We start from the raw sequence: 22,818 nt of genomic DNA on the forward strand, positions 1-22,818 counted from the left end.
CTTGCCGGCGATTGCGATCGACCCGGTAGCACTGCGTTCGAGTCAGCGGGTCGCGTAGTCGATCACGATGCTGACGAAGATGATCAAACCCGCCCAATGGTTGTGCAGGAACGCCTTGAAGCAGGCGTCCCGCGCCAGGCTGCGGGTTGACCAGAACTCCCAGGCGAAGCACACCGCCGCGCCCAGCAAGCCGAGATGGAACCAGCCGCCCAGGTCGAATTGGTTGCCGGCCAGCAGCAGGCACAGCAGCGACCCTACCTGCAGCGACAGAATGATGATGCGGTCGGCTTCGCCGAACAGGATCGCGGTGGATTTCACCCCGATCCTCAGGTCGTCGTCGCGATCGACCATCGCGTAGTAGGTGTCATACCCCACCGTCCACAGCAGGTTGGCGATGTACAGCAGCCAGGCGATCGCCGGCAGCTCGCCGTTCGCTGCGGTGAACGCCATCGGAATGCCCCACGAATACGCCGCGCCCAGGACTACCTGCGGGTAGTAGGTGTAGCGCTTCATGAACGGGTAGCAAGCCGCCAGCGCCACCGCGCCGAACGACAGATACACCGTGGTGGCATTGGTGCACAGCACCAGCAGGAAACTCAGGCCCACCAGCAGCGCGAACAACGCCAGAGCTTCCCGGCCGCTGATCTTGCCGCTGGCCAGTGGCCGCTCGGCGGTGCGTTTGACGTGTCCGTCCACCTTGCGGTCGGCGAAGTCGTTGATAGCGCAGCCCGCTGCGCGCATCAGCACCACGCCGAACAGGAAGATCAGCACATTGGCCAGGGTCGGCGAGCCTTTGCCGGCAATCCAGACCGCCGACAAGGTCGGCCAGAGCAGCAGGTAGATGCCGATCGGCTTGTCCATACGGCTCAGTTGGATGAAATCCCACGCACGGGGATGCAGGCGATTGAGCGACTTGAGCAGGCTCAGGTACATCAGCGGACCTCCTGGAAAGCTTCGGTGGCGTGCCACAGCGCGGGAAGAAACACCTCCGCCACCAGCAGGCCCAGCGCGCCACGGTCGAAACGCGAACGGCGGCCCCACAGACCTTCGCTGTTCTGCTCGGGCGGCAGCCAATCCGGCGGGTAGTGGCAGACTTCGATCGCCTGACGGGCGAAGCCGCGATCACAGAACAGCAACTCGCCCAGTGACCGGCTGCCCAGCGCTTCCAGATCAAGGCCATCGTTGAGCAAGGCCTCGCGGCCGGCAACGCTGCGGGCGAACACCCAGGGTTCGCCATGGCCGCGCAGGTAAACCTCGCGCACCCAGCCTTCGCTGCCCGGCGCCAGGCCAAGGGCCTGGCATTCGTCGGTGCGCAGGGTCTGCCAGCCTTCATAAAGGGGCGTCACGGAGAAATGGTCAGCAGAGAGGCGGGTCAAACGGCGGGTCAGGGAGCCCTGGTCGAACAGCCAGTCCAGGATCAGCGCAGGCGTTTTCGCGGCGAGCTGCGGTGTGTGCTGCGTCCATTGCGCAGCCGGAAATTGCGAGGATTCGTATGGCACGGTAGATCAGCGGTTACAGGCCAGAGAGGCGGCGAGCTTAGCATGTTTGCCCCTGGCAACTTGCATCGCCTGGCCAGCCTCAGTACAAAGCCCTGCTGACGATCGACGCATAACGATCGCGCCTGGCCTGAATGTAAGGAGATCAACGATGAAGAAGTGGCAATGTGTGGTGTGCGGCCTGATTTACGACGAGGCCGAGGGCTGGCCGGATGACGGCATCGCGCCCGGCACCCGTTGGGAAGACGTTCCGGCAGACTGGCTGTGCCCGGACTGCGGCGTCGGCAAGATGGATTTCGAGATGATCGCCATCGGCTGATCTTTTTTCACCCTTTTTGAAGGACACGCAAGGCATGACCGATCCCGTCGTGATAATCGGCACCGGACTGGCGGGTTACAACCTCGCCCGCGAATTTCGCAAGCTCGACGGCGAGACGCCGTTATTGCTGATTACCGCGGACGATGGCCGCTCCTATTCGAAGCCGATGCTCTCGACCGGTTTTGCCAAGAACAAGGACGCCGACGGCCTGTGCATGGCCGAGCCGGGCGCCATGGCTGAGCAACTGAAGGCCGAGGTCCGCACTCACACTCGCATCAGTGGCATCGACCCCGGCCACAAGCGCCTGTGGATCGGCGAAGAGCAGGTGCGCTACCGCGACCTGGTGCTGGCTTGGGGCGCGGAAACCGTACGCGTACCGCTTGAGGGCGATGCTGCCGATCTGGTGTTCCCGATCAATGACCTGGAGGACTACGCGCGTTTCCGCGCGGCGGCGGCGGGCAAGCGCCGGGTATTGATCCTCGGGGCTGGCCTGATCGGCTGCGAGTTCGCCAATGACATGAGCCTGGGCGGCTTCGAGGTTGAGCTGGTGGCGCCGTGCGAGCAGGTCATGCCGACCCTGTTGCATCCGGCCACCGCGGCAGCGGTCCAGGCCGGGCTTGAAGGGCTGGGCGTGCGCTTCCACCTCGGGCCGGTGCTGAACCGCTTGCAGCGGGTGGCGGACGGGCTTGAGGCGCATCTGTCGGACGGCTCCGTGATCGCCTGCGATCTGGTGGTTTCTGCGGTCGGCCTGAAACCCCGCACCGACCTGGCCTCGGCAGCCGGTTTGAGGACCAATCGCGGGGTGGTCGTTGACCGCCACCTGTGCACGTCCCATGCCAATATCTACGCATTGGGCGATTGCGCCGAAGTGGACGGGATCAACCTGCTCTACGTGATGCCGTTGATGGGCGGGGCGCGGGCGTTGTCGCAGACGCTGGCCGGCAACCCGACTGCGGTCAGCTATGGACCGATGCCGATCACGGTGAAAACCCCGGCCTGCCCGCTGGTGGTGTCGCCGCCGCCGCTAGGGCAAGAGGGGCAGTGGACAGTCGAGGGGCAGGGCGCCGACCTGAAAGTGCTCTGCCACGATGCTGCGGGCCAACTGCTCGGCTATGCCCTTACGGGTACTGCGGTGATGGAGAAGCTGGCACTGAATCGCCAGCTTCCGCCCCTGATGGCGTAAATAACAGGCGTTCTGTCGGATTTACCCCTCCATTGCCGCCACAATGGCCGCGCAGAGACTGGCGCGGCCCTTGGTGGCGTGCCATCCTCACTCCCGTCTGCCGCAGTTTAGAGCCTGCGGTGCCTTGGGCGCTGCCTGTTGGGCGGCACGGCATAACAACAAAAAATTCCGTCAAAGGGGCTTCACCATGCGTAAACCCGAACTCGCCGCAGCCATCGCTGAAAAGGCCGATCTCACCAAAGAGCAGGCCAACCGTGTCCTGAATGCCGTGCTCGAAGAAATCACCAACGCCCTGCACGGAGGGGACGGAGTGACCCTGGTAGGCTTTGGTACGTTCGAGAAGCGTCACCGCGGTGCCCGCACCGGCAAAAACCCGCAAACCGGCGAGCCGGTGAAAATCAAGGCCAGCAATACCGTGGCGTTCAAGCCAGGCAAGTTCCTCAAGGACAGCGTCAATCCTTGAGAGCGTGATTCATCGAATGCAGTGAGAACGGGCATCCCAAGGGATGCCCGTTTTGCTTGGGGTGATCGCTGGAGCAAAAGCAGGTCGACCAGTAGCATTCGTTCACTAAAAGGATAAACTGCGCGCGCCAGTCACTTTTTCGCCGAGGCGCATTCATGAAGTTCCGCTTTCTCCTTTGGGCCATGGGGCTGCTGATGTCCCGGGCCAGCCGCAAGAATCCGGCTTTCCAGCAGCAATTGCAGGGCAAGGATCTGGTGTTCCAGCTACAGACGCTGGACGGCAAGGTCGCCCGCCACTTCGTCGTCAAAGACAATCGCATCAGCAGCAGCGGCGGCACCCATCCGACCCCGGCCTTCGCCATCGCCTTCAAGGACGCCGTGTTCGGCTTCGAGACCCTTCAGGCGAAGAACAAGCAACTGGCGTTCATGCAGGGGATCCAGGACAAGACCATTCAGATCAAGGGCAACCCGGCCCTGGTGATGTGGTTCCAGGGCCTGATGAAGTACCTGAAGCCCAAAAAGAAAGCCTGACCCCAAGGGGCCAGGCTTTTTCGTGACAGCCGCTACAGCCGGACTCAGTGCTGGCTGAACTGCGAGGCCAGTTCGCGCAGCATGGTTTCGGCTTCCAGCACCTTGTGGACCACGTCTTCAGCCTTCTCGCGAGTGATGCTCAGGCGTTCCAGCAGCTCGTCCGGAATAGGCTCGTCTGGCCCGGAGCCGATACCGCGAGCACGCAGCAGGCGCACCGACAGGCACACCAGATTGGGGAAGGCCGAGTAGTCGCCGGCGTAATGCGGGTCGTGCTGGAAGCGTAGGGCGGTGGCGAGCTCTTCCGGCATGTCCCAGAAACGCATCAGCCAGGCGCCGATCTGCTCGCGGCTGATGCCCAGCAGATGTTGCTCCACATAGCTGTGGCACAGGTGCGGGTTGACCTCCAGGTGTCGGCAGATCAGCGAGAAATGCGGCGGGAACACGTGGGCCAGCAGCAGGTAGCCGAAGTTGTGCAGCAGCCCCGCCAGATAGGTCAGCCCCGCTTCCGGGCGTTCAGCCCGCGGCATTGCGCGCGTCAGACCCTCGATCACCGCAGCGGTGTAGATCGATTGCTGCCAGTACGGCGTGGTCTGTTGCGGATGATCCTTCGGCAGGCTGAGGGTCTTGCCCAGCGCCAGGCCCAGCGCCAGGTTGATCACCAGATCGAAGCCGAGCACGCGGACGATGGCGTCTTCCACCGAGCGGATCTTGCCGGGTGAGGCGTAGTAGGGCGAGGCCGCCCAACTGACCACCTGGGCCGCCAGCGCCGGGTCGGTTTCGACCACACCGGTGATGTCATCAATGGTGGCGTTGGGGTCTACCCGCAGCTTGATGATTTTCTGCGCGGTTTCGGCCAGCGGCGGGATTTCGATGGTCGCTTCCAGGCGCTGCTGGATTCGACGCGCGGTAAAAACCTGAACGGCCTGGGTGATTTCCTCGCTGTCGTCAGCGGGCCGGTCGAGGTTCGGACGGATCTGGCTCAGCAGCTCGCCGAACTTGCCGGCGCTGGCCTTGCTGAGCATCTTCTTGAAGTCATCGCGCTCGATTTCCAGCAGCAGGCCTGCTTCACCCGACTGCACCAACAGACGCTCCGGCTGCAGCACGCTTTCTTCGTACAGGCACGGCGAACTGGTCAGCGCGGGTATGGCCGGCAGGATCTTCAGCCCGTGCTTGTCGAGCATCTGTTGCAGACGCTCCAGCGGCACCGCGGCCAGCTTGCGCCCGGTCAGTTCGGTGAGACGGCTGAGGTCGAGCAACTGGCTCTGCGGGAACAGCACCATCAGCGCGCCGACCGAGTCGTCCAGCAGGACGGCCATAACACGGGCTTCGGGCGGCAACTGCGGTTGTTCGGGCACTTCGCGATAGGCGACGCCGAGCTTGTCGAGCAGCAGCCGGATAACAGACGGAACCTGTGGGGTTGCTGTATCGAGGGCAACTTCAATCATGGTCTGTATCCAAATTTTTTACAGAGGCAGAGTATACCCAGCTTGACCGGGTGGCTGGATCCAATTGCGTGGATCACGTCACACCTGGCCATATTGTTGGCCGTGACGCAGCCAGCGTTCGAGCAGCGGGCTGACGTGATCGGGCCAGCGCGCCAACAGCGCCTGGGCGGCGTCGCGAACGGCGGGCAGCAGGTCGGCATCGCGCATCAGGTCGGCGACCTTGAACTGCAGCAGGCCGGTCTGGCGCGTGCCGAGCATTTCGCCCGGGCCGCGCAGTTCCAGGTCCTTTTCGGCGATGACGAAGCCGTCGTTGGTTTCGCGCATGATCCCCAGGCGTTCGCGGCCGATCTGCGACAGTGGCGGATGATACAGCAGCACGCAGTGACTCACGGCGCTGCCGCGGCCGACACGGCCACGCAATTGGTGCAACTGGGCCAGGCCCAGGCGCTCGGGGTTTTCGATGATCATCAGGCTGGCGTTCGGCACATCCACGCCGACCTCGATCACGGTGGTGGCCACCAGCAGTTGCAGGCGGCCTTCCTTGAACTCGGCCATGATCGCGGCCTTTTCCGCAGGCTTCATGCGCCCGTGAATCAGCCCCACATGCAGCTCGCCCAAGGCGCTGGAAAGCTCCTCGAAGGTGGTTTCGGCGGCCTGGCAGGTCAGCTCTTCGGATTCTTCAATCAAGGTGCACACCCAGTACGCCTGGCGCCCTTCGGCACAGGCGGCACGCACCCGTTCGACCACTTCGAAGCGCCGGCTGTCGGTGACCAGCACGGTGTTGACCGGGGTACGCCCGGGCGGCAGTTCGTCGAGGATCGAGGTGTCGAGGTCGGCGTAGGCGCTCATGGCGAGGGTCCGCGGGATTGGGGTCGCGGTCATGATCAACTGGTGCGGGCAGAAACGGCCGCCCACGCCTTTCTGGCGCAAGGCCAGGCGCTGCTGGACGCCGAAGCGGTGCTGTTCGTCGATGATCGCCAGGGCGAGGTTGTGGAATTTCACCTCTTCCTGGAACAGCGCATGGGTGCCAACCACCATGGGCGTGCCGCTGGCGATCTGCTCCAGCGACGCGGTGCGGGCCTTGCCCTTGAGCTTGCCGGCCAGCCACGCGACTTCGATACCCAGCGGTTCGAGCCAGCGTTTGAAGGTGATGTAGTGCTGTTCGGCGAGAATCTCGGTGGGCGCCATCAGCGCCACCTGGTAGCCGGCTTCCAGCGCCTGTAGCGCGGCGAGGGCGGCGACCACGGTCTTGCCCGCGCCAACATCGCCCTGGACCAGGCGCAACATGGGCTCGGGCTGGCTCAGGTCGTAAGCGATTTCATTGCCGACCCGCTGCTGCGCGCCGGTCGGCGGGAAGCCCAGGTTGGCGAGGAACTGCGCCGGCAGCCGCTTGGCCTTGGGCAGCACCGGCGCGCGCAGAGCCCGCAGGCTTTCCCGCAGGCGTTGCTGTGAAAGCTGGTGGGTGAGCAGTTCTTCGAAGGCCAGGCGATGCTGGGCCCAATGCTGGCCTTCGGCGAGCTCATCGACATCGGCATCGGCGGGCGGCTGGTGCAGGTAGCGAATGGCCTGGTCCAGCGGGCCGAGCTGGTAGTCGCGGGCCAGTTCCTCGGGCAGCCAGTCCGGCAGGCTGCGCGGGCCGAGCATAGCCAGGCTCTGCTGGCTCAACTGGCGCAGGCGCTGTTGAGTGAGGCCTTCGGTGGTCGGGTAGATAGGGGTCAGGGTCTGGTCCACCGGCGCCGGCTCGTCGCCGGTAAGGGCGCGGTACTCGGGGTGGTAGATTTCCAGCCCCGAGGCGCCGGGCCGGGCTTCGCCGTAGCAGCGCAGGTGGGTGCCGCGCTTGAGGCCGTCTTTCTGGGCGTTGCTGAAGTGATAGAAGCGCAGGCTCAGCACGCCGCTGCCATCACCGAGGCGCACGACCAGGCTGCGGCGTTTGCCCATCACCACGTCGGCGCCGCTGACCACGCCTTCGATGACCGCATCCTGGCCAGGACGCAGCGCACCGATGGGCACCACGCGGGTGCGGTCCTGATAGCGCAGGGGCAGATGGAACAGCACGTCCTGGAGGTTTTCCAGGCCGACCTTGGCGAGCTTCTCGGCCATGGCTTCGCCGACGCCTTTCAATGCGGTGACCGACACCTGGGACAACTCGGTCATGGCGAAAACCTATTGGTCCGCGGGTGGCTTGGCCACCGAGCACAGACGGATCGAATCAGCGAGGATCTCAATGGCCTTCGGCCGCGGGAAACTGGCCCGCCAGGCGATGGCCACGGTGCGGAACGGCACGGGCGGGCTCAACGGACGGACTTCGATCACGCCAGGCGCGTAGTGATGGCTGTGCACCGCCGACAACGGCAGGATCGAGATGCCGAGGCCAGAGGCGACCATGTGACGGATGGTTTCCAGCGAGCTGGATTCCACCGTGGTGTGCTTGGCGCCGTCGCTACCCTTGGCCAGGGTCGGGCAGGCCTCGAGCACCTGGTCGCGGAAGCAGTGACCTTCGCCCAGCAGCAGCAGGCTCTTGTCGTTGAGCAGGCTGGCGTCGATGGTCTCTTGCTGGGTCCAGGGGTGGCCGCTGGGCATCAGCACATAGAACGGCTCGTCATAGAGCGGCAGCGTCAGCACGTCGGCTTCATTGAACGGCAGGGCGATGATCACCGCGTCCAGTTCGCCGTTGCGCAGTTTGTCGCGCAGCACGTGGGTGAAGTTTTCTTCGATGTACAACGGCATCTGCGGGGCGACCCGGTGCAGTTGTGGAATCAGGTGGGGGAACAGGTACGGGCCGACGGTGTAGATGGCTCCGACCTTGAGCGGCGCGGTCAGCTGGTTCTTGCCAGCCTGGGCCAGTTCGCGGATGCCCTGGGCCTGTTCGAGGACTTTCTGCGCCTGGGCGACGATGCTTTCGCCGACCGGGGTCAGGCGCACCGCGCTTTTGCTGCGCTCGAAAATCAGTACGCCCAACTCGTCCTCAAGCTTTTTCACGCCCACCGACAAGGTCGGCTGGCTGACGTGGCAGCGTTCGGCGGCGTGGCCGAAATGCTGTTCCTGAGCGAGAGTGACGATGTAGCGTAATTCTGTGAGGGTCATAACATGCGTCCATGAAGTAGCGGCCCCAGCATAGCGGCTGCAACCGATAGAAGCACGTTATCAGACTTGCATCGGGGCGACAGAAACAATGATCCAGGCTTCATGAAGGAAGACGGCGACCTGAGGGTCGCCGTCTTTTTTCCAGCCTTAGCGCTTGTCCAGCGAGTAGACGAACGGTGCAACCACTTCGATGCTGCCGTTGTTGAGCAGCTCCTTGGGTGGCGCCGGCACTGGCTGTGCCTTGCGGATCATCTCCAGGGTCGCGCGGTCCAGCGCGGCACTGCCCGAACCTCCGGCCAGCGAGTAGGACAGGATCCGGCCTTCGCCATCGACCACGAAGCGCAACCGGTTGATGCCCTGCAGGCCGCGACGGCGAGCGTCTTCCGGGTAGCGTTTGAACTTGCCCAGGTGACGCAGCAAGTCGCTCTGCCAGGTCGGCAAGGCGTTGCTGTTGCTGGCGATGCTCGGTGCCGGTGCCGGTGCCGCCGATTTTTGCGCCTGCGCGTTGCTCGGCGGGGTATCGACGACGTCCTGCTCGACCGGTTTCTCCTGCGGATCAGGCTTTTGCTCCGGCTTTGGCGGCTGGGGCTTGGCCTTGGGTTTGGCAGGTTTCGGAATAGCGATTTTCGGCTTCGGTGCTTCAACCAGCTTCGGCAACGGCGGTTCCTCTACCGGTGCGGGCGGTTGCGGCGGCGTCACGACCTTGGGCGGTGGTGGCGGCGCCGGCTCTGGCATCGGAGCCATTTCGATCATCATTGCTGCGGGCGGCAGTTCGATGGCCTGCGGTGCCGACCAGTTCAGCGCCAACACGATTGCGATGGCATGCACTGCCAGCACGAGTAACAGGCTACCGCCGTAACGCCCCAGCTTGTACCGGGTCTCGATCATTTCTTGGCTGCCGTCTCAAGCCCGACCAGACCGACCTTGAGGTAGCCGGCGGCGCGCAATGTGTTCATGACTTCCATCAGATCGCCGTAGTCCACGCCTTTGTCGGCCTGGAAGAAGATCGTGGTTTCCTTGTCACCCTTGGTCTTGGCATCCAGCATCGGCCCCAGCTGGCTCGGTTGCTGGACCAGGTCTTCACCGAGGTAAAGCTTCTGGTCAGCCTTGACGCTCAGGAACACAGGCTTTTCCGGTCTCGGCGCGGGCTTCGCGGTCGAGGCTGGGAGGTCGACCTTGATGTCGACCGTCGCCAGCGGCGCTGCCACCATGAAGATGATCAGCAGAACCAGCATTACGTCGATGAACGGCGTAACGTTGATTTCGTGGTTTTCGGCGAGATCGTCGCCGCCCTCGTTAAGATGCAGGCCCATGGTTTACCCCACTTTCACCATGTGCGGCTGCGCGGAACGCTCGCCAGGCTGGTGGTCCAGGTCACGGCTGACCAGCAGCAGTACCTGTGCGGAGGCGTCGGACACCTGAGCCTTGTAGCCGGCGATGGAGCGGGCGAAGACGTTGTAGATGACAACCGCCGGGATCGCGGCAACCAGACCCAGCGCGGTGGCCAGCAGTGCTTCGGCGATACCCGGGGCAACGACTGCAAGGTTGGTGGTCTGGGTTTTGGCGATGCCGATGAAGCTGTTCATGATGCCCCAGACGGTACCGAACAGACCGACGAACGGTGCGGTGGAGCCGATGGTAGCCAGTACGCCGGTGCCGCTGCTCATGTTGCGGCCGCTGGCGGCAACCAGGCGTTCGAGGCGGAAGCTGACGCGTTCCTTGATGCCTTCTTTCTCGCGGGCGTTGGCCGACAGGTGCATTTCTTCCAGCGCGTCATGGACCAGCGTGTGCGACAGGGTGCCGGGGACATTGGTATTGTCGCTGGCGTCCTTGAGGCTGACCGACTTCTTCAGCAGGCCGATTTCGCGACGCAGGCGGCGCTTGGCCCCCAGCAGCTCGAAGCCTTTGGCGATCCAGATGGTCCAGGTGATGATCGAGGCGATGGCCAGGCCGATCATGACGGTTTTGACGATGACGTCAGCGTTCTGGTACATGCCCCATGGCGACAGGTCGTGGCCCAGGCCCAGGGTTGGGTCGTCGGCGAGCGGTTCGCCGTCGGCATTCAGGGGACCTTCCACCGACGCTTCGACTGGCGCGGCGGCCGGGTCTGCCGGAGTAGCGGCTGCGTGCTCTGCGCCGTGTGCGGCAGCGGTGCCTTCTGCGGCTGGCGTCGCAGGTGCGACCGCTGCTGCGGGAGTGGCGGTGGCTGCGGCAGGTTCTTCTGCCATCGCGGCAGGTGCCAGCGTCAGGCTGAGCATCAGCGCTGCGATGGCGCGCAAGGCGCGCGACGTGGTTGGCGAAGCGGAAGGTTGGATGCGTGTCATGCTGGCCGGACCTGATGAAGAGGATGCGTGAATGGTCTTCAAGGCCTCGAAACAGGCCGAGAACAGAAAAAAGGGGCGGCCATTATTGCAAGTAATTCTTGTTAGCAGAAGTAATAAAGTAGCTTTTTTTACAGCGATGGCTAGCCGCCTATCGATTTTGGCGAAATAGTTCGGTCTTTGGTTATGGGAGTTTTGGCATGTCTTTACCTTCAGTTCTGATCGTCGGCTGTGGCGATGTGGGGGGGCGCCTGGCCAGGCAATTGCTGGCTTCTGGCTGGGCGGTCAGCGGCTTGCGCAGGAATACTGGCGCTTTGCCGGAGGGGGTCACGGGCATCAAGGCTGATCTCGAACAAGGTCAATGCCCGGCTGATTGGCCGGTGGTGGCGCCTGATTATCTGGTCTACAGCGTGGCCGCTAGCCAGCATGACGAACCGGGTTATCGCTCAGCTTATGTAGAGGGGCTGCGCAACGTGCTGAGCTGGCTGGCCGAGCGGGGGCAGAAGCCGCGTCGGCTGCTATTCGTTTCCAGCAGCAGTGTTTTCGCCCAGCAGGACGGCGAGTGGATAGATGAAACCGCGGAAACCGCGCCACGCGAATATTCCGGGCGGGTGATGCTGGAGGCGGAGCGCCTTGCCTTGGAGAGCGGCGTGCCGGCCAGCGTGGTGCGCCTGACCGGGATCTACGGGCCGGGCCGCGAATGGCTGCTCAGCCAGGTGCGCCAAGGGTATCGGGTTACCGAGGAGCCGCCGCTGTACGGCAACCGCATCCATGCCGAGGATGCCGCCGGCCTGCTGGCGTTTCTGCTGCAGGCGGATCGGGACGGGCGGGCGCTGGAGGATTGCTACATCGGTGTGGACGATGCGCCCGCGCCGCTGGCCGAGGTGGTGGCCTGGTTGCGCGAGTACATGGGGGTTACCGAGTGGTCCGAGGAGCAGCGCGTGCGCCGTACCGGTAGCAAGCGCTGCAGCAACGCCCGGGCTCGGGCGCTGGGCTGGACGCCCACATTTGCGAGTTATCGCGAAGGCTATGCGGCGATTCTTGAAGGGCGCGGCTGACGCGCCCGTCCGTTATTTCTGTTCCAGCAGCCAGCGGCGAGCGCCGGGGCGCAGCGATGGCATTTCGTCGGGCTGGGAGTCGTTGATGGACTGGAAGATTTCCATCTGCTTGCCGTCGCGCTTGAAGATCCACGGATTGCCCTGCTGGTTGCGCTCGAGCCACAGGCTGTCGAACTTGCCGGTCATGCTGGCGCAATCGCCCGCCAGGCAAAGGGCGTAGCGGTCCAGATTGGGCAGGCCGTCGAGGGCGCCGTTGTCGCGAAAGCGCACGGTGCCGCCCTGGCCAGGGCCTTCGAGGATTTTCCAGTTGCCTTTCAGGTAGGCGCCATACAGGGCCTGCTCGAAGGCGGCGCCTGGGGGAATATCGGGGTTGATGGTGTCGCTGCTGCGCTGGAAACGCTGTTCCGGGGCCCAGTCGCTGGTGGCCTGCACCAGTTCCTTGCCATCCAGTTCGAGGTTTTCCACCTGGTCGCCGTCGAGTTCTACTTGCCAGTGGTCTTCATCGATGGCCTTCAGGCGGCCTTCCACCAGCTCGAAGCCGTTGCTGTAGCTGGCTTGTCCGGCGGCGACGTTGACCTTCCATTCGAAGTTCGGTCCGTGGCGCTCGAGTGCGTAACGCAGGCCAGTGCCTTTGGACGCAGCATCGATGGCGTTCTGGTTGATCCAGACACCGTTGTAGTCTTCGGGTTTGTGGCTCGCGCAGCCGCCGAGCAGTGCGGCAAGCAGCGAAAGGGCAAGCGCGTTGCGCATTACGGGGTCCTTCAGGGGAGGAAAAGCGGCGAACCCTCAGGCTCGCCGCAGGGTATTACTCGAGAACCAGGATCGCGTCCATCTCGACCTGCGAGCCGCGTGGCAGGGCGGCAACGCCGATGGCCGCGCGAGCCGGGTACGGCTGCTCGAAGTAGCGGCCCATGACTTCGTTGACCTTGGCGAAGTGGCTCAGGTCGGTCAGGAAGATGTTCAGCTTGACGATGTCCTTGAAGGAACCGCCAGCAGCCTCGGCCACGGCCTTGAGGTTTTCGAATACCTGGACGGTCTGGGCTTCGAAGCCTTCGACCAGTTCCATGGTTTTTGGATCAAGCGGGATCTGGCCCGACATGTAGACGGTATTGCCGGCCTTGATCGCCTGGGAGTAGGTGCCAATGGCGGCTGGGGCCTTGTCGCTGGTGATGACGGTCTTGCTCATGGTGACTCCTTGCACGGGAAGGGCTACGCGCGCATGCGGGTGATGCGGATGACCCCCGCCAGTGCGCGCAGTTTCTTGATCACGCGGGCCAGGTGTACGCGGTCGTGCACGCTGACCACAAGCTGGACGACGCTGATGCGGCCATCACGCTCGTCCATGCTGATTTTCTCGATGTTGCCGTCGGCCGCGTTGACGCTGCTGGCGAGCAGGGCGATCAGGCCGCGCTGGTGTTCCAGCTCGACGCGCAGTTCGACGTTGAACTCGCCGGTGACGTCCTTGGCCCAGGAAAGCTGGATGCATTTTTCCGGGTTATGGCGGATTTCACTGATATTGCGGCAGCCTTCGAGGTGCACCACCATGCCTTTTCCGGCCGAGAGGTGGCCGACAATGGGGTCGCCCGGAATCGGCGTACAGCATTTGGCGTAGCTCAGCACCAGACCTTCGGTACCGCGGATGGCCAGCGGGCTTTCCGGGCTTGGCAGCTGCTCGCCTTCGCTGGAGAGCAGGCGTCGGGCCACGACGTAGGCCATGCGGTTGCCCAGGCCGATGTCTTCGAGCAGGTCTTCGATCAGTTCCAGGCGGTACTCGGCGAGCATGGCCTGGACGCGCTCTGGCGGAATCTTGTCCAGGGCGCTGTCGAAGCCGTTGAGCACCTTGTTCAGCAGGCGTTCGCCCAGATTGATGGACTCGGAACGGCGCTGTAGCTTGAGGGCGTGGCGGATGTGCGTGCGGGCCTTGCCGGTGACCACGAAGTTCAGCCACGCCGGATTCGGTCGTGCGCCCGGGGCACTGACGATTTCGACCGTCGAGCCGCTCTGCAGCGGTTCGGACAGCGGCGCGAGGCGGCGGTTGATCCGGCAGGCGATGCAGCTGTTGCCGACGTCGGTGTGTACCGCGTAGGCGAAGTCGACCGCAGTGGAGCCTTTCGGCAGCTCCATGATGCGGCCCTTGGGTGTGAAGACGTAGACCTCGTCCGGGAACAGGTCGATCTTCACGCTCTCGATGAATTCGAGGGAGTTGCCGGCGCGTTGCTGCATTTCCAGCACGCCCTTGACCCACTGCCGTGCGCGGGCGTGGGTGCCCTTGGGCTGTTCGTCGTCGCTGGACTTGTACAGCCAATGGGCGGCGATGCCGTTGTTGGCCATCTCTTCCATCTCGCGGGTGCGGATCTGGATTTCGATGGGGACCCCGTGCATGCCGAACAGCGTGGTATGCAGCGACTGGTAGCCGTTGGCCTTGGGGATTGCGATGTAGTCCTTGAAGCGGCCGGGCAGGGGCTTGTACAGATTGTGCACAGCACCGAGCACGCGGTAGCAGGTGTCGACCTTGTCGACGATGATGCGGAACGCGTAGACATCCATGATCTCGTTGAAGGCGCGACGCTTGCCGCGCATCTTCTTGTAGATGCCATAGATATGTTTTTGCCGACCGCTGACTTCGCCTTCCATGCCATCCACCGCCAGGGCGTGGCTGAGCGACTCTTCGATCTTGTTGACGATTTCCTTGCGGTTGCCGCGGGCGCGTTTGACAGCCTGGTAGATGCGCGCCGAGCGCATCGGGTACATCGCCTTGAAACCCAGGTCCTCGAACTCGATGCGCACGCTGTGCATGCCGAGGCGGTTGGCGATGGGGGCGTAGATTTCCAGGGTTTCCTTGGCGATGCGCCGGCGTTTTTCGCCAGACAGCACTTCAAGGGTGCGCATGTTGTGCAGGCGATCGGCCAGCTTGACCAGAATCACCCGGATATCCCTGGCCATGGCCATGGCCATCTTCTGGAAGTTTTCCGCCTGGGCCTCGGCCTTGGTCTCGAAGTTCATCTGGGTCAGCTTGCTGACGCCATCGACCAGTTCCGCGACGGTTTCGCCAAACTGTGAACTGAGGGCTTCCTTGGCGATGCCGGTGTCTTCGATCACGTCGTGCAGCATGGCCGCCATCAGGCTCTGATGGTCCATGTGCATGTCGGCGAGGATGCTGGCGACGGCCAGCGGATGCGTGACGTACGCCTCGCCGCTGCGGCGGCGTTGGCCGTCGTGGGCCTGTTCAGCGTAGAAATAGGCTCGGCGGACCAGGTTGACCTGGTCGGGCCCGAGGTAGGTCGACAGACGATCGGCGAGGGCATCTATGCTCGGCAAGATACGACCTCCTGCCGAGGATAAGGGACCCGCGCCGCACAACGTCGACCAGGCATAGACTTAGACGGCCTCGTTGGCCTCTTCGTCGAACGCAGTGAAGACCGGGTCTTCAGTGACGATATCTTCTGCGGCGAGAAACTCATTGGTAATGAAGCCTTCGGCGATTTCGCGCAGGGCAACGACGGTAGGCTTGTCGTTTTCCCACGCCACTTTCGGCTCTTTGCCGCCGGTGGCCAGTTGGCGGGCACGCTTGGTGGACAGCATGACCAGCTCAAAGCGGTTATCCACGTGGTCTAGACAATCTTCAACGGTTACGCGGGCCATGGTGTTCCTCAAATAGCGAATGCGGTGTTCTGCCCAAATGGGCGAGCGGACTCGATAGTTTAAAAAATCACCAGCCGTTAGGGAAGCGCTGATTTCGGTTCGAGCCCCGGATATGCCGACGATACCTACTTGTAAGCGTCTATTACAACTGTCTTGCGTGACCTGTCAGATCAACGCATTGCGCAAACGCGGGGTCAGTTCGTCGAACAGTGCCTGGACCGAGCGCAATGCCCGGCAATCCGGGCGGGTCAGCAGCCACAATTGGGTATCGCAACCGGGCAGCGCTTCGCTCAGTTGCTCGACCCCCGGCAGGGTGTGCGCCATATAGTCCGGCAGCGCGGCCACACCGAGGCCGGCGCTGACCAACTGGGCGATGGACGAAATGCCGCTGCAGCGGTAGCGCGGCATTACGCCGGGCAGTTTTTCGCTGCGCCAGACCACCGTGGGGTGATCCTGCATGGAATCGTCCGGCGAGATCCACGGCACGCTGGCGGGCGCTTCGGTCAAGCGGCTGCGAAATTCCTCGCGACCGCACACGACATAAGAAGCCGAACCCAGGCAGCGTCCTACAAGATGCTCGGGCGGCGAGTTGGTCAGGCGCAAGGCCAGGTCAGCGTCGCGGCGGCTGAGGTTGGCGAAGGTGTTGGACGTCGCCAGTTCCAGTGACAGCGCCGGGTATGCCGGCATGAACTCGGCCAGCGCCGGCAGCAGCAGACTGTGCAATACCGCGTCGGTGCAGGTCAGGCGCACAGTGCCGCTGACCACCTGTTCGCCATGGGCCAGCGCCACGCGTGCGGCGTCCAGCGCCTGCTCGGCGCGCTCGGCCTGTTCGGCCAGGGCCTGGGCGGTGCCGGTGGGGATGTAGCCCTTGCGGCTTTTAACGAACAACGCGGTGCCGAGCGCGGCCTCCATCCGCCGGATCGAGCGGAACACCGTGGAAACGTCGACCTTGAGCAGTTCTGCCGCCTTGGCCAGGGAGCGTCCGCGGACCAGGGCGAGAACCAGGGAGAGGTCGGCATGGCTGATCTGATATTGCATCGATGCACTCTTTGCTTGCCAAAATGCCAATGTCTGTTGCGTGGGGGCCATTCTATAGTGCGACGGTGGCCGTCTAGCAAGGCGTGATGCCGCAGAACCTGGAGCGCTCGTCCGATAGATGACGCGCCAGCCGTTCCCCACGATGGAAATCCCGAGAATAAAAGCCAGCCATCGCCGCCCCGAATACCCGCATTACCCCCCTACATCGCTGCCCCAATAAAAACTCTAAAGGATGCCTAGCCATGACGTCGGTCTCTCCGTGCGCCATCCCCGTTGACGAAATGGCCGAATTTCTAAAGGCCCACCCTGAGGTGCAGTACGTCGATCTGCTGATCGCCGATATGAACGGAGTGGTGCGCGGCAAGCGCGTCGAGCGGGCGAGCCTGGTCAAAGTCTATGAAAAGGGCATCAACCTGCCCGCGTCGCTGTTCGCCCTGGACATCAATGGCTCAACGGTGGAAAGCACCGGCCTGGGCCTGGATATCGGCGACGCCGACCGCATCTGCTACCCGATCCCCGGCACCCTGAGCTTCGAGCCCTGGCAGAAGCGTCCTACCGCGCAGTTGCTGATGACCATGCACGAGATGGACGGCAAGCCGTTCTTCGCCGACCCGCGCGAAGTGCTGCGTGGCGTTATCGAGAAGTTCGACGCCCTGGGCCTGACCATCTGCGCCGCGTTCGAGCTGGAGTTCTACCTGATCGACCAGGACAACCTGAACGGTCGCCCGCAACCGCCGCGTTCGCCGATTTCCGGCAAGCGTCCGCAATCGACCCAGGTCTACCTGATCGACGACCTCGACGAATACGTCGATTGCCTGCAGGACATTCTCGAAGCCGCCAAGGAACAGGACATCCCGGCCGACGCGATCGTCAAGGAAAGCGCCCCGGCGCAGTTCGAAGTGAACCTGCACCACGTCGCCGATCCGCTGAAAGCTTGTGACTACGCGCTGCTGCTCAAGCGGGTGATCAAGAACGTCGCCTACGACCATGAAATGGACTCCACGTTCATGGCCAAGCCCTACCCGGGCCAGGCCGGTAATGGCCTGCACGTGCACATTTCGCTGCTGGACAAGGCCACCGGCAAGAACATCTTCACCAGCGAAGACCCCGAGCAGAACGACGCCCTGCGCCACGCCATCGGCGGCGTGCTGGAAACCATGCCGGCGTCGATGGCCTTCCTCTGCCCGAACATCAACTCCTACCGTCGTTTCGGCGCGCAGTTCTATGTGCCCAACGCGCCGAGCTGGGGCCTGGACAACCGCACCGTGGCCGTCCGTGTACCGACCGGCAGCGCCGACGCCGTACGCATCGAGCACCGCGTGGCCGGCGCCGACGCCAACCCTTACCTGATGATGTCGGCGATCCTCGCCGGTATTCACCACGGGCTGACCAACAAGATCGAACCGGGCGCGCCCATCGAAGGCAATTCCTACGAGCAACTGGAACAGAGCCTGCCGAACAACCTGCGCGATGCCCTGCGCGAACTGGACGACAGCGAAGTCCTGAACCAGTACATCAGCCCCGACTACATCGATATTTTCGTCGCCTGCAAGGAAAGCGAACTGGCGGAGTTCGAGGTGTCGATTTCCGACCTCGAATACAACTGGTACCTGCATACCGTGTGATGCCCGGAGAACAGAACAATGACAATTCCGACCCGCGAACAATGGGAAACCCTCTTCCAGCAACTGCGCATCGAGGGGCGCGCCTTCATCGACGGTGAATACCTCGAAAGCGCCTCTGGCGAGACCTTCGACTGCATCAGCCCGGTGGACGGCCGTGCCCTGGCCGCCGTCGCCAGTTGCGATGCCGCCGACGCCGAGCGTGCGGTCGCTGCCGCGCGCCGCAGCTTCGACAGTGGCGTCTGGGCGCTCCAGGCGCCGGCCCAGCGCAAGCGCGTGCTGATCGCCTTCGCCGACCTGCTGCTGGCCAACGCCCGCGAGCTGGCGTTGCTGGATACCCTGGACATGGGCAAGCCGATCGCCGATTCGCTGAGCATCGACATTCCCGCGGCGGCCAACGCCATCCGCTGGAACGCCGAGGCGATCGACAAGATCTACGACGAAGTCGCGCCGACCGCGCCTGACCAGCTTGGCCTGGTGACCCGCGAGGCGGTGGGTGTGGTTGCCGCCATCGTGCCCTGGAACTTCCCGCTGATGATGGCCTGCTGGAAACTCGGCCCGGCCCTGGCCACCGGCAACTCGGTGATCCTCAAACCGTCGGAAAAATCTCCGCTGACCGCCATCCGCATCGCCCAACTGGCGGTGGAAGCTGGCCTTCCGGCCGGTGTGCTCAATGTGCTGCCAGGTTTCGGCCACACCGTCGGCAAGGCCCTGGCCTTGCACATGGACGTCGACACTCTGGTGTTCACCGGTTCGACCCGCATCGCCAAGCAACTGATGGTGTATGCCGGCGAATCGAACATGAAACGCGTCTGGCTGGAGGCCGGCGGCAAGAGCCCGAACATCGTCTTCGCCGACGCGCCGGACCTGCAGGCCGCGGCTGAAGCCGCCGCCAGCGCTATCGCGTTCAACCAGGGCGAGGTCTGCATCGCCGGTTCGCGCCTGCTGGTGGAGCGCTCGATCAAGGAGCAGTTCCTGCCGATGGTGGTGGAGGCGCTCAAGGCCTGGAAACCAGGCCATGCGCTGGAGCCGGAAACCCGCGTCGGTGCGCTGGTCGACACCACTCAACTGGACACCGTGCTTGGCTACGTCGAGGCCGGCAAGGCCGATGGCGCGACCCTGGTCACCGGTGGCCGCCGTGTGCTTGAAGACACCTGCGGCGTCTACGTCGAGCCGGCGATCTTCGATGGCGTGAACAACGCCATGCGCATCGCCCGCGAGGAAATCTTCGGTCCAGTGCTGTCGGTCATCACCTTCGACAGCGCCGAAGAAGCCATCGCCATCGCCAACGACTCGCCGTTCGGACTGGCCGCGGCGGTGTGGACCTCGGACCTTTCCAAGGCCCATCGCAGCGCTCGCGCCCTGCGCGCCGGCAGCGTCTGGATCAACCAGTACGACGGCGGCGACATGACCGCGCCGTTCGGTGGTTTCAAGCAGTCGGGCAACGGCCGCGACAAGTCGCTGCACGCGTTCGACAAATACACCGAACTCAAGGCGACCTGGATCAAGCTCTAAGGGAGGCTGGATCGATGAAGCAGGATTTGCGCAAGACGCCGTTGATCGGCGTCACTGCATGCCGTCAGATGTTGGGCAACACTGCCTCCCACACCGTGGGCGACAAATACGTCGAGGCCGCCGCGTTTGCCGGCGTGCCGCTGATCCTGCCGGCGCTCACCGAGGCGCTGGACCCGCAGCGCCTGCTGGAACGCCTCGACGGCATTCTTTTTACCGGCTCGCCTTCAAATGTCGAGCCGCATCATTACAATGGCGCCCCCAGCGTCGAAGGCACCCGGCACGACGTGTTTCGTGACCGGCTGACCCTGCCGTTGCTGCAGGCGGCGATTGCCGCCGGCGTGCCGGTGTTCTGCATTTGCCGTGGTTTCCAGGAGCTCAATGTGGCCCTGGGCGGAAGCTTGCACCAGCGTGTCCAGGAGCTGCCCGGCTATCTGGACCACCGCGAGCCGCAGGACGCCCCGCTCGAAGAACAGTACAGCCCGCGTCACCTGGTGACGGTCGAACCCGATGGGAAATTCGAGCGACTGGGGTTACCGCAGCAGTTCATGGTCAACTCGCTCCACAGCCAGGGCATCGACCGCCTGGCTGAGGGCTTGCGTGTCGAGGCATTGGCCCCGGACGGGTTGATCGAAGCAGTTTCCATGGAGGATGCGCCCGGCTTTGTGGTCGGAGTGCAGTGGCATCCGGAATGGCGTTATGCCGAAAACCCGGTTTCGTTGCGTCTTTTTCAGGCGTTCCGTGCAGCCTGTAATGCCTACGCCGGTGGTCAGCGCTACCGCGAGGCGAGCCTGTAACGCCTCGGGAGCGACGTTTGCGCCCAGGCCGATCCGGCAGATTCATTGAGTGCGGGCATCAATTGATGCCCTGAAAAACAATACCAATAGCGACGGCAACTACTCATGAGCGATTTCCAGGCAAGCCTGACCCCGAGTACGGCGGGGCAGGCTCGCGCAAGCGCCGGCACATCCGGAGCATCCAAGGGGCTGGCCAAGGGCCGGCTCGGACTGCTCGCCAGTATCGTGCTCGGCATCTCCACCATCGCCCCGGTGTACACCCTCACCGGCGCGCTGGGTCCAACGGTCCGCGAAGTCGGCGCGCACTTGCCGGCGGTGTTCATCGTCGGCTTCCTGCCGATGCTGCTGGTAGCCCTCGGCTATCGCGAGCTGAACGCGGCCGAACCGGACAGCGGCACCTCCTTTACCTGGTCGGCTCGCGCCTTTGGCCCGATGATCGGCTGGATCGGCGGCTGGGGCCTGGTTACGGCGACGACCATCGTGCTGTCCAACCTGGCCGGTGTGGCGGTGGACTTCTTCTATCTCTTCCTCGGGCAACTCACTGGCAGCCACGAGGTGGCTGCGCTCAGCGACAACCTGCTGATCAACGTCATCACCTGTTGCGTGTTCATCGCCATGGCGGTGTGGATCTGCTGTCGCGGCATCGGCACGACCATGGCGGTGCAGTACGGCCTGGTGGCGCTGCAATTGTTGGTGCTGATAGGTTTCGCCATCGCGGCGTTCGGCGGCTCGACCCCCGAGCAACCGCCGATGAACTTCCAGATGGACTGGTTCAACCCGTTCGGCGTCGAGTCCTTCTCGGCCTTTACCGCCGGCCTGTCGCTGTCTATCTTCATCTTCTGGGGTTGGGACGTATGCCTGACCATGAGCGAAGAGTCGGTGGGCAGCGATGAAGTGCCTGGCCGCGCCGCGACCCTGACCGTACTGCTGATCCTCGGCCTGTACCTGGTCACCGCTATCGCCACGCTGCAATTCGCCGGTATCAGTGAAGTAGGGCTTGGCCTGGGCAATCCACGGATCCAGGAAAACGTCTTCGCTCACCTCGCAGGTCCAGTCATGGGCCCGCTGGCAATCCTGATGTCTATCGCCGTGCTGGCGAGTACCGCCGCGTCGCTGCAATCGACCTTCGTCTCCCCGGCCCGCACTCTGCTCGCCATGGGCTACTACGGCGCCGTGCCAGAGCGCTTCGCGCGCATCTGCCCGCGCTCGCAGACTCCGCGTTATGCCACCATCTGCGCCGGCATCGCCGCCGGTGTGTTCTACGTGACCATGCGCACCTTGAGCGAAAACGTGCTGGCGGACACCATCACAGCCTTGGGCATGATGATCTGCTTCTACTATTCGCTGACGGCGTTCGCCTGTGTCTGGTACTTCCGCCACAGCCTGATGGACAGCGCGCGGCACTTCATGATGAGAGGCGTGTGCCCGTTGCTGGGCGGCGGGATTCTTTCGGTGATCTTCGTTCAGACCGCGATCGACAGCGCCTCGCCTTCGTTCGGCAGCGGTTCGCATGTGGGCGGGTTGGGGCTGGTGTTCGTGATCGCGATGATCATCCTGCTGCTGGGCATCGTCCTGATGCTGCTCTCGCGTCTGCGCGCGCCGGCGTTCTTCCTTGGCATGACGCTGCGCCGTCACGCAACCATCCCCAGCCGCCGCTGAGGCGGCCGGGGCGGCGAGGGCTCAAGCCAGCAGTTGCTTGAGCAGCTCGCCGTGGCGTTGTTGCTGGCTTTCGCGCTGCAGGCGATTGGCGCGGAACACCGCTTTCAAATCTTCCAGCGCCGTGGCGAAGTCGTCATTGATGATGACGTACTCGTATTCGTCGTAGTGCTTCATCTCGCTGACCGCTTCGCGCATCCGACCTTCGATGATTTCGTCACTGTCCTGGCCACGGTTGGTCAGGCGCTGACGCAGCGCCTGCTGGCTCGGCGGCAGGATGAAAATCGAGCGAGTGCCCGGCATCTGGTCGCGCACCTGTTGCGCACCTTGCCAATCGATTTCCAGGATCAGGTCATGGCCTTCATCAAGGGTCTGCTGCAGCGCACTGCGCGAGGTGCCGTAGCAGTTGCCGAAGACTTCGGCCTGCTCGAGGAAGTCGCCCTGAGCGTTCAGGCGGTCGAACTCGGCGCGGTCGACGAAGTGGTAGTTCACCCCGTCGTGTTCGCCCGGACGCATGGTCCGCGTGGTGTGCGAGACCGACACGCGAATGTGGTTCAGGTCGTCGGTCAGGGCCTTGACCAGGCTGGTCTTGCCGGCGCCGGACGGGGCCGAAATGATGTACAGGGTGCCGCTGCTGTGTTTCATGATGGGG

23 protein-coding genes are annotated in these 22,818 nt (G+C 63.6%); 9 read left to right on the forward strand and 14 right to left on the reverse strand.

Annotated features, from left to right (window positions below; all coding sequences use genetic code 11):
- Positions 1–42: 42 nt before the first annotated feature.
- Together ubiA and CKW37_RS25300 are read right to left on the reverse strand one after the other, a co-directional pair.
- Complete coding sequence (gene ubiA, locus CKW37_RS25295; protein ID WP_095158934.1) at positions 43–933, reverse strand: 4-hydroxybenzoate octaprenyltransferase; 891 nt, start codon at positions 931–933, stop codon at positions 43–45.
- Positions 933–1,499, reverse strand: a complete 567-nt coding sequence (locus CKW37_RS25300; RefSeq protein WP_095158935.1) for a chorismate lyase — start codon at positions 1,497–1,499, stop codon at positions 933–935. The genes ubiA and CKW37_RS25300 overlap by 1 nt, the downstream gene beginning before the upstream one ends.
- Positions 1,500–1,647: 148 nt before the next feature.
- Between CKW37_RS25300 and CKW37_RS25305 the strand changes: the two genes are divergently transcribed.
- The 4 genes from CKW37_RS25305 to CKW37_RS25320 all read left to right on the forward strand — a co-directional run bounded on the left by CKW37_RS25305 (position 1,648) and on the right by CKW37_RS25320 (position 3,991).
- Positions 1,648–1,815 carry a rubredoxin gene (locus CKW37_RS25305; RefSeq protein WP_095158936.1) on the forward strand — a complete coding sequence of 56 codons (168 nt, stop codon included), beginning with the start codon at positions 1,648–1,650 and terminating at the stop codon, positions 1,813–1,815.
- 34 nt (positions 1,816–1,849) lie between these two features.
- Positions 1,850–2,998: an NAD(P)/FAD-dependent oxidoreductase gene (locus CKW37_RS25310; RefSeq protein WP_095158937.1), complete on the forward strand. Its 1,149-nt coding sequence runs from the start codon at positions 1,850–1,852 to the stop codon at positions 2,996–2,998.
- A 187-nt stretch (positions 2,999–3,185) separates the two neighbouring features.
- Positions 3,186–3,461: an HU family DNA-binding protein gene (locus CKW37_RS25315; protein WP_095158938.1), complete on the forward strand. Its 276-nt coding sequence runs from the start codon at positions 3,186–3,188 to the stop codon at positions 3,459–3,461.
- 155 nt (positions 3,462–3,616) lie between these two features.
- Positions 3,617–3,991 carry an SCP2 sterol-binding domain-containing protein gene (locus CKW37_RS25320; RefSeq protein WP_095158939.1) on the forward strand — a complete coding sequence of 125 codons (375 nt, stop codon included), beginning with the start codon at positions 3,617–3,619 and terminating at the stop codon, positions 3,989–3,991.
- A 44-nt stretch (positions 3,992–4,035) separates the two neighbouring features.
- On the opposite strand, the gene CKW37_RS25325 is transcribed toward CKW37_RS25320, so the two are convergent.
- From CKW37_RS25325 to exbB, 6 genes are all read right to left on the reverse strand, one after another.
- Positions 4,036–5,436, reverse strand: a complete 1,401-nt coding sequence (locus tag CKW37_RS25325; RefSeq protein WP_095158940.1) for an aminoacyl-tRNA deacylase and HDOD domain-containing protein — start codon at positions 5,434–5,436, stop codon at positions 4,036–4,038.
- 78 nt (positions 5,437–5,514) lie between these two features.
- On the reverse strand, positions 5,515–7,590 hold the full coding sequence (gene recG, locus CKW37_RS25330; RefSeq protein WP_095158941.1) for an ATP-dependent DNA helicase RecG: 2,076 nt from the start codon (positions 7,588–7,590) through the stop codon (positions 5,515–5,517).
- Between the two features lie 9 nt (positions 7,591–7,599).
- A complete protein-coding gene (locus CKW37_RS25335) occupies positions 7,600–8,520 on the reverse strand; it encodes a hydrogen peroxide-inducible genes activator (RefSeq protein ID WP_095158942.1) in 921 nt (306 codons plus the stop codon).
- A gap of 147 nt (positions 8,521–8,667) precedes the next feature.
- On the reverse strand, positions 8,668–9,408 hold the full coding sequence (locus tag CKW37_RS25340) for an energy transducer TonB (protein WP_095158943.1): 741 nt from the start codon (positions 9,406–9,408) through the stop codon (positions 8,668–8,670).
- Entirely contained in the window at positions 9,405–9,833 is a 429-nt protein-coding gene (gene exbD, locus CKW37_RS25345) for a TonB system transport protein ExbD (RefSeq protein WP_095158944.1), read from the reverse strand. Before exbD ends, CKW37_RS25340 begins: the two co-directional genes overlap by 4 nt.
- A gap of 3 nt (positions 9,834–9,836) precedes the next feature.
- Positions 9,837–10,844: a tonB-system energizer ExbB gene (gene exbB / locus CKW37_RS25350; RefSeq protein WP_095158945.1), complete on the reverse strand. Its 1,008-nt coding sequence runs from the start codon at positions 10,842–10,844 to the stop codon at positions 9,837–9,839.
- A 197-nt stretch (positions 10,845–11,041) separates the two neighbouring features.
- On the opposite strand from exbB, the gene CKW37_RS25355 reads away from it, so the two are divergent.
- Positions 11,042–11,899 (forward strand): SDR family oxidoreductase, encoded by an 858-nt coding sequence (locus CKW37_RS25355; RefSeq protein WP_095158946.1) that lies wholly within the window; start codon positions 11,042–11,044, stop codon positions 11,897–11,899.
- Between the two features lie 12 nt (positions 11,900–11,911).
- Here the strand turns inward: CKW37_RS25355 and CKW37_RS25360 are convergent, their stop codons facing one another.
- From CKW37_RS25360 to CKW37_RS25380, 5 genes are all read right to left on the reverse strand, one after another.
- Positions 11,912–12,649 carry a hypothetical protein gene (locus CKW37_RS25360; protein ID WP_095158947.1) on the reverse strand — a complete coding sequence of 246 codons (738 nt, stop codon included), beginning with the start codon at positions 12,647–12,649 and terminating at the stop codon, positions 11,912–11,914.
- A 55-nt stretch (positions 12,650–12,704) separates the two neighbouring features.
- On the reverse strand, positions 12,705–13,085 hold the full coding sequence (locus tag CKW37_RS25365) for a RidA family protein (RefSeq protein ID WP_095158948.1): 381 nt from the start codon (positions 13,083–13,085) through the stop codon (positions 12,705–12,707).
- 23 nt (positions 13,086–13,108) lie between these two features.
- A complete protein-coding gene (spoT, locus tag CKW37_RS25370) occupies positions 13,109–15,217 on the reverse strand; it encodes a bifunctional GTP diphosphokinase/guanosine-3',5'-bis pyrophosphate 3'-pyrophosphohydrolase (protein ID WP_095158949.1) in 2,109 nt (702 codons plus the stop codon).
- Positions 15,218–15,277: 60 nt separating this feature from the next.
- On the reverse strand, positions 15,278–15,541 hold the full coding sequence (gene rpoZ / locus CKW37_RS25375) for a DNA-directed RNA polymerase subunit omega (protein ID WP_095158950.1): 264 nt from the start codon (positions 15,539–15,541) through the stop codon (positions 15,278–15,280).
- A gap of 165 nt (positions 15,542–15,706) precedes the next feature.
- Positions 15,707–16,579 carry a LysR family transcriptional regulator gene (locus CKW37_RS25380; RefSeq protein ID WP_095158951.1) on the reverse strand — a complete coding sequence of 291 codons (873 nt, stop codon included), beginning with the start codon at positions 16,577–16,579 and terminating at the stop codon, positions 15,707–15,709.
- A gap of 242 nt (positions 16,580–16,821) precedes the next feature.
- On the opposite strand from CKW37_RS25380, the gene CKW37_RS25385 reads away from it, so the two are divergent.
- From CKW37_RS25385 to CKW37_RS25400, 4 genes are all read left to right on the forward strand, one after another.
- Positions 16,822–18,204, forward strand: coding sequence for a glutamine synthetase family protein (locus CKW37_RS25385; RefSeq protein ID WP_095158952.1), 1,383 nt, complete (start codon positions 16,822–16,824; stop codon positions 18,202–18,204).
- A gap of 18 nt (positions 18,205–18,222) precedes the next feature.
- The gene (locus tag CKW37_RS25390; RefSeq protein WP_095158953.1) at positions 18,223–19,716 is read left to right on the forward strand and encodes an aldehyde dehydrogenase; all 1,494 of its coding nucleotides are present in this window, start codon (positions 18,223–18,225) and stop codon (positions 19,714–19,716) included.
- Between the two features lie 14 nt (positions 19,717–19,730).
- Entirely contained in the window at positions 19,731–20,510 is a 780-nt protein-coding gene (locus CKW37_RS25395; protein WP_095158954.1) for a gamma-glutamyl-gamma-aminobutyrate hydrolase family protein, read from the forward strand.
- Between the two features lie 105 nt (positions 20,511–20,615).
- Positions 20,616–22,169 (forward strand): APC family permease, encoded by a 1,554-nt coding sequence (locus CKW37_RS25400; protein WP_095158955.1) that lies wholly within the window; start codon positions 20,616–20,618, stop codon positions 22,167–22,169.
- A gap of 21 nt (positions 22,170–22,190) precedes the next feature.
- On the opposite strand, the gene gmk is transcribed toward CKW37_RS25400, so the two are convergent.
- Positions 22,191–22,811 (reverse strand): guanylate kinase, encoded by a 621-nt coding sequence (gmk, locus tag CKW37_RS25405; RefSeq protein WP_095158956.1) that lies wholly within the window; start codon positions 22,809–22,811, stop codon positions 22,191–22,193.
- Positions 22,812–22,818: the final 7 nt, after the last annotated feature.

The sequence above is a fragment of the Pseudomonas sp. Irchel 3E13 genome (genome assembly GCF_900187455.1).
In the GTDB taxonomy this organism is placed as follows: domain Bacteria; phylum Pseudomonadota; class Gammaproteobacteria; order Pseudomonadales; family Pseudomonadaceae; genus Aquipseudomonas.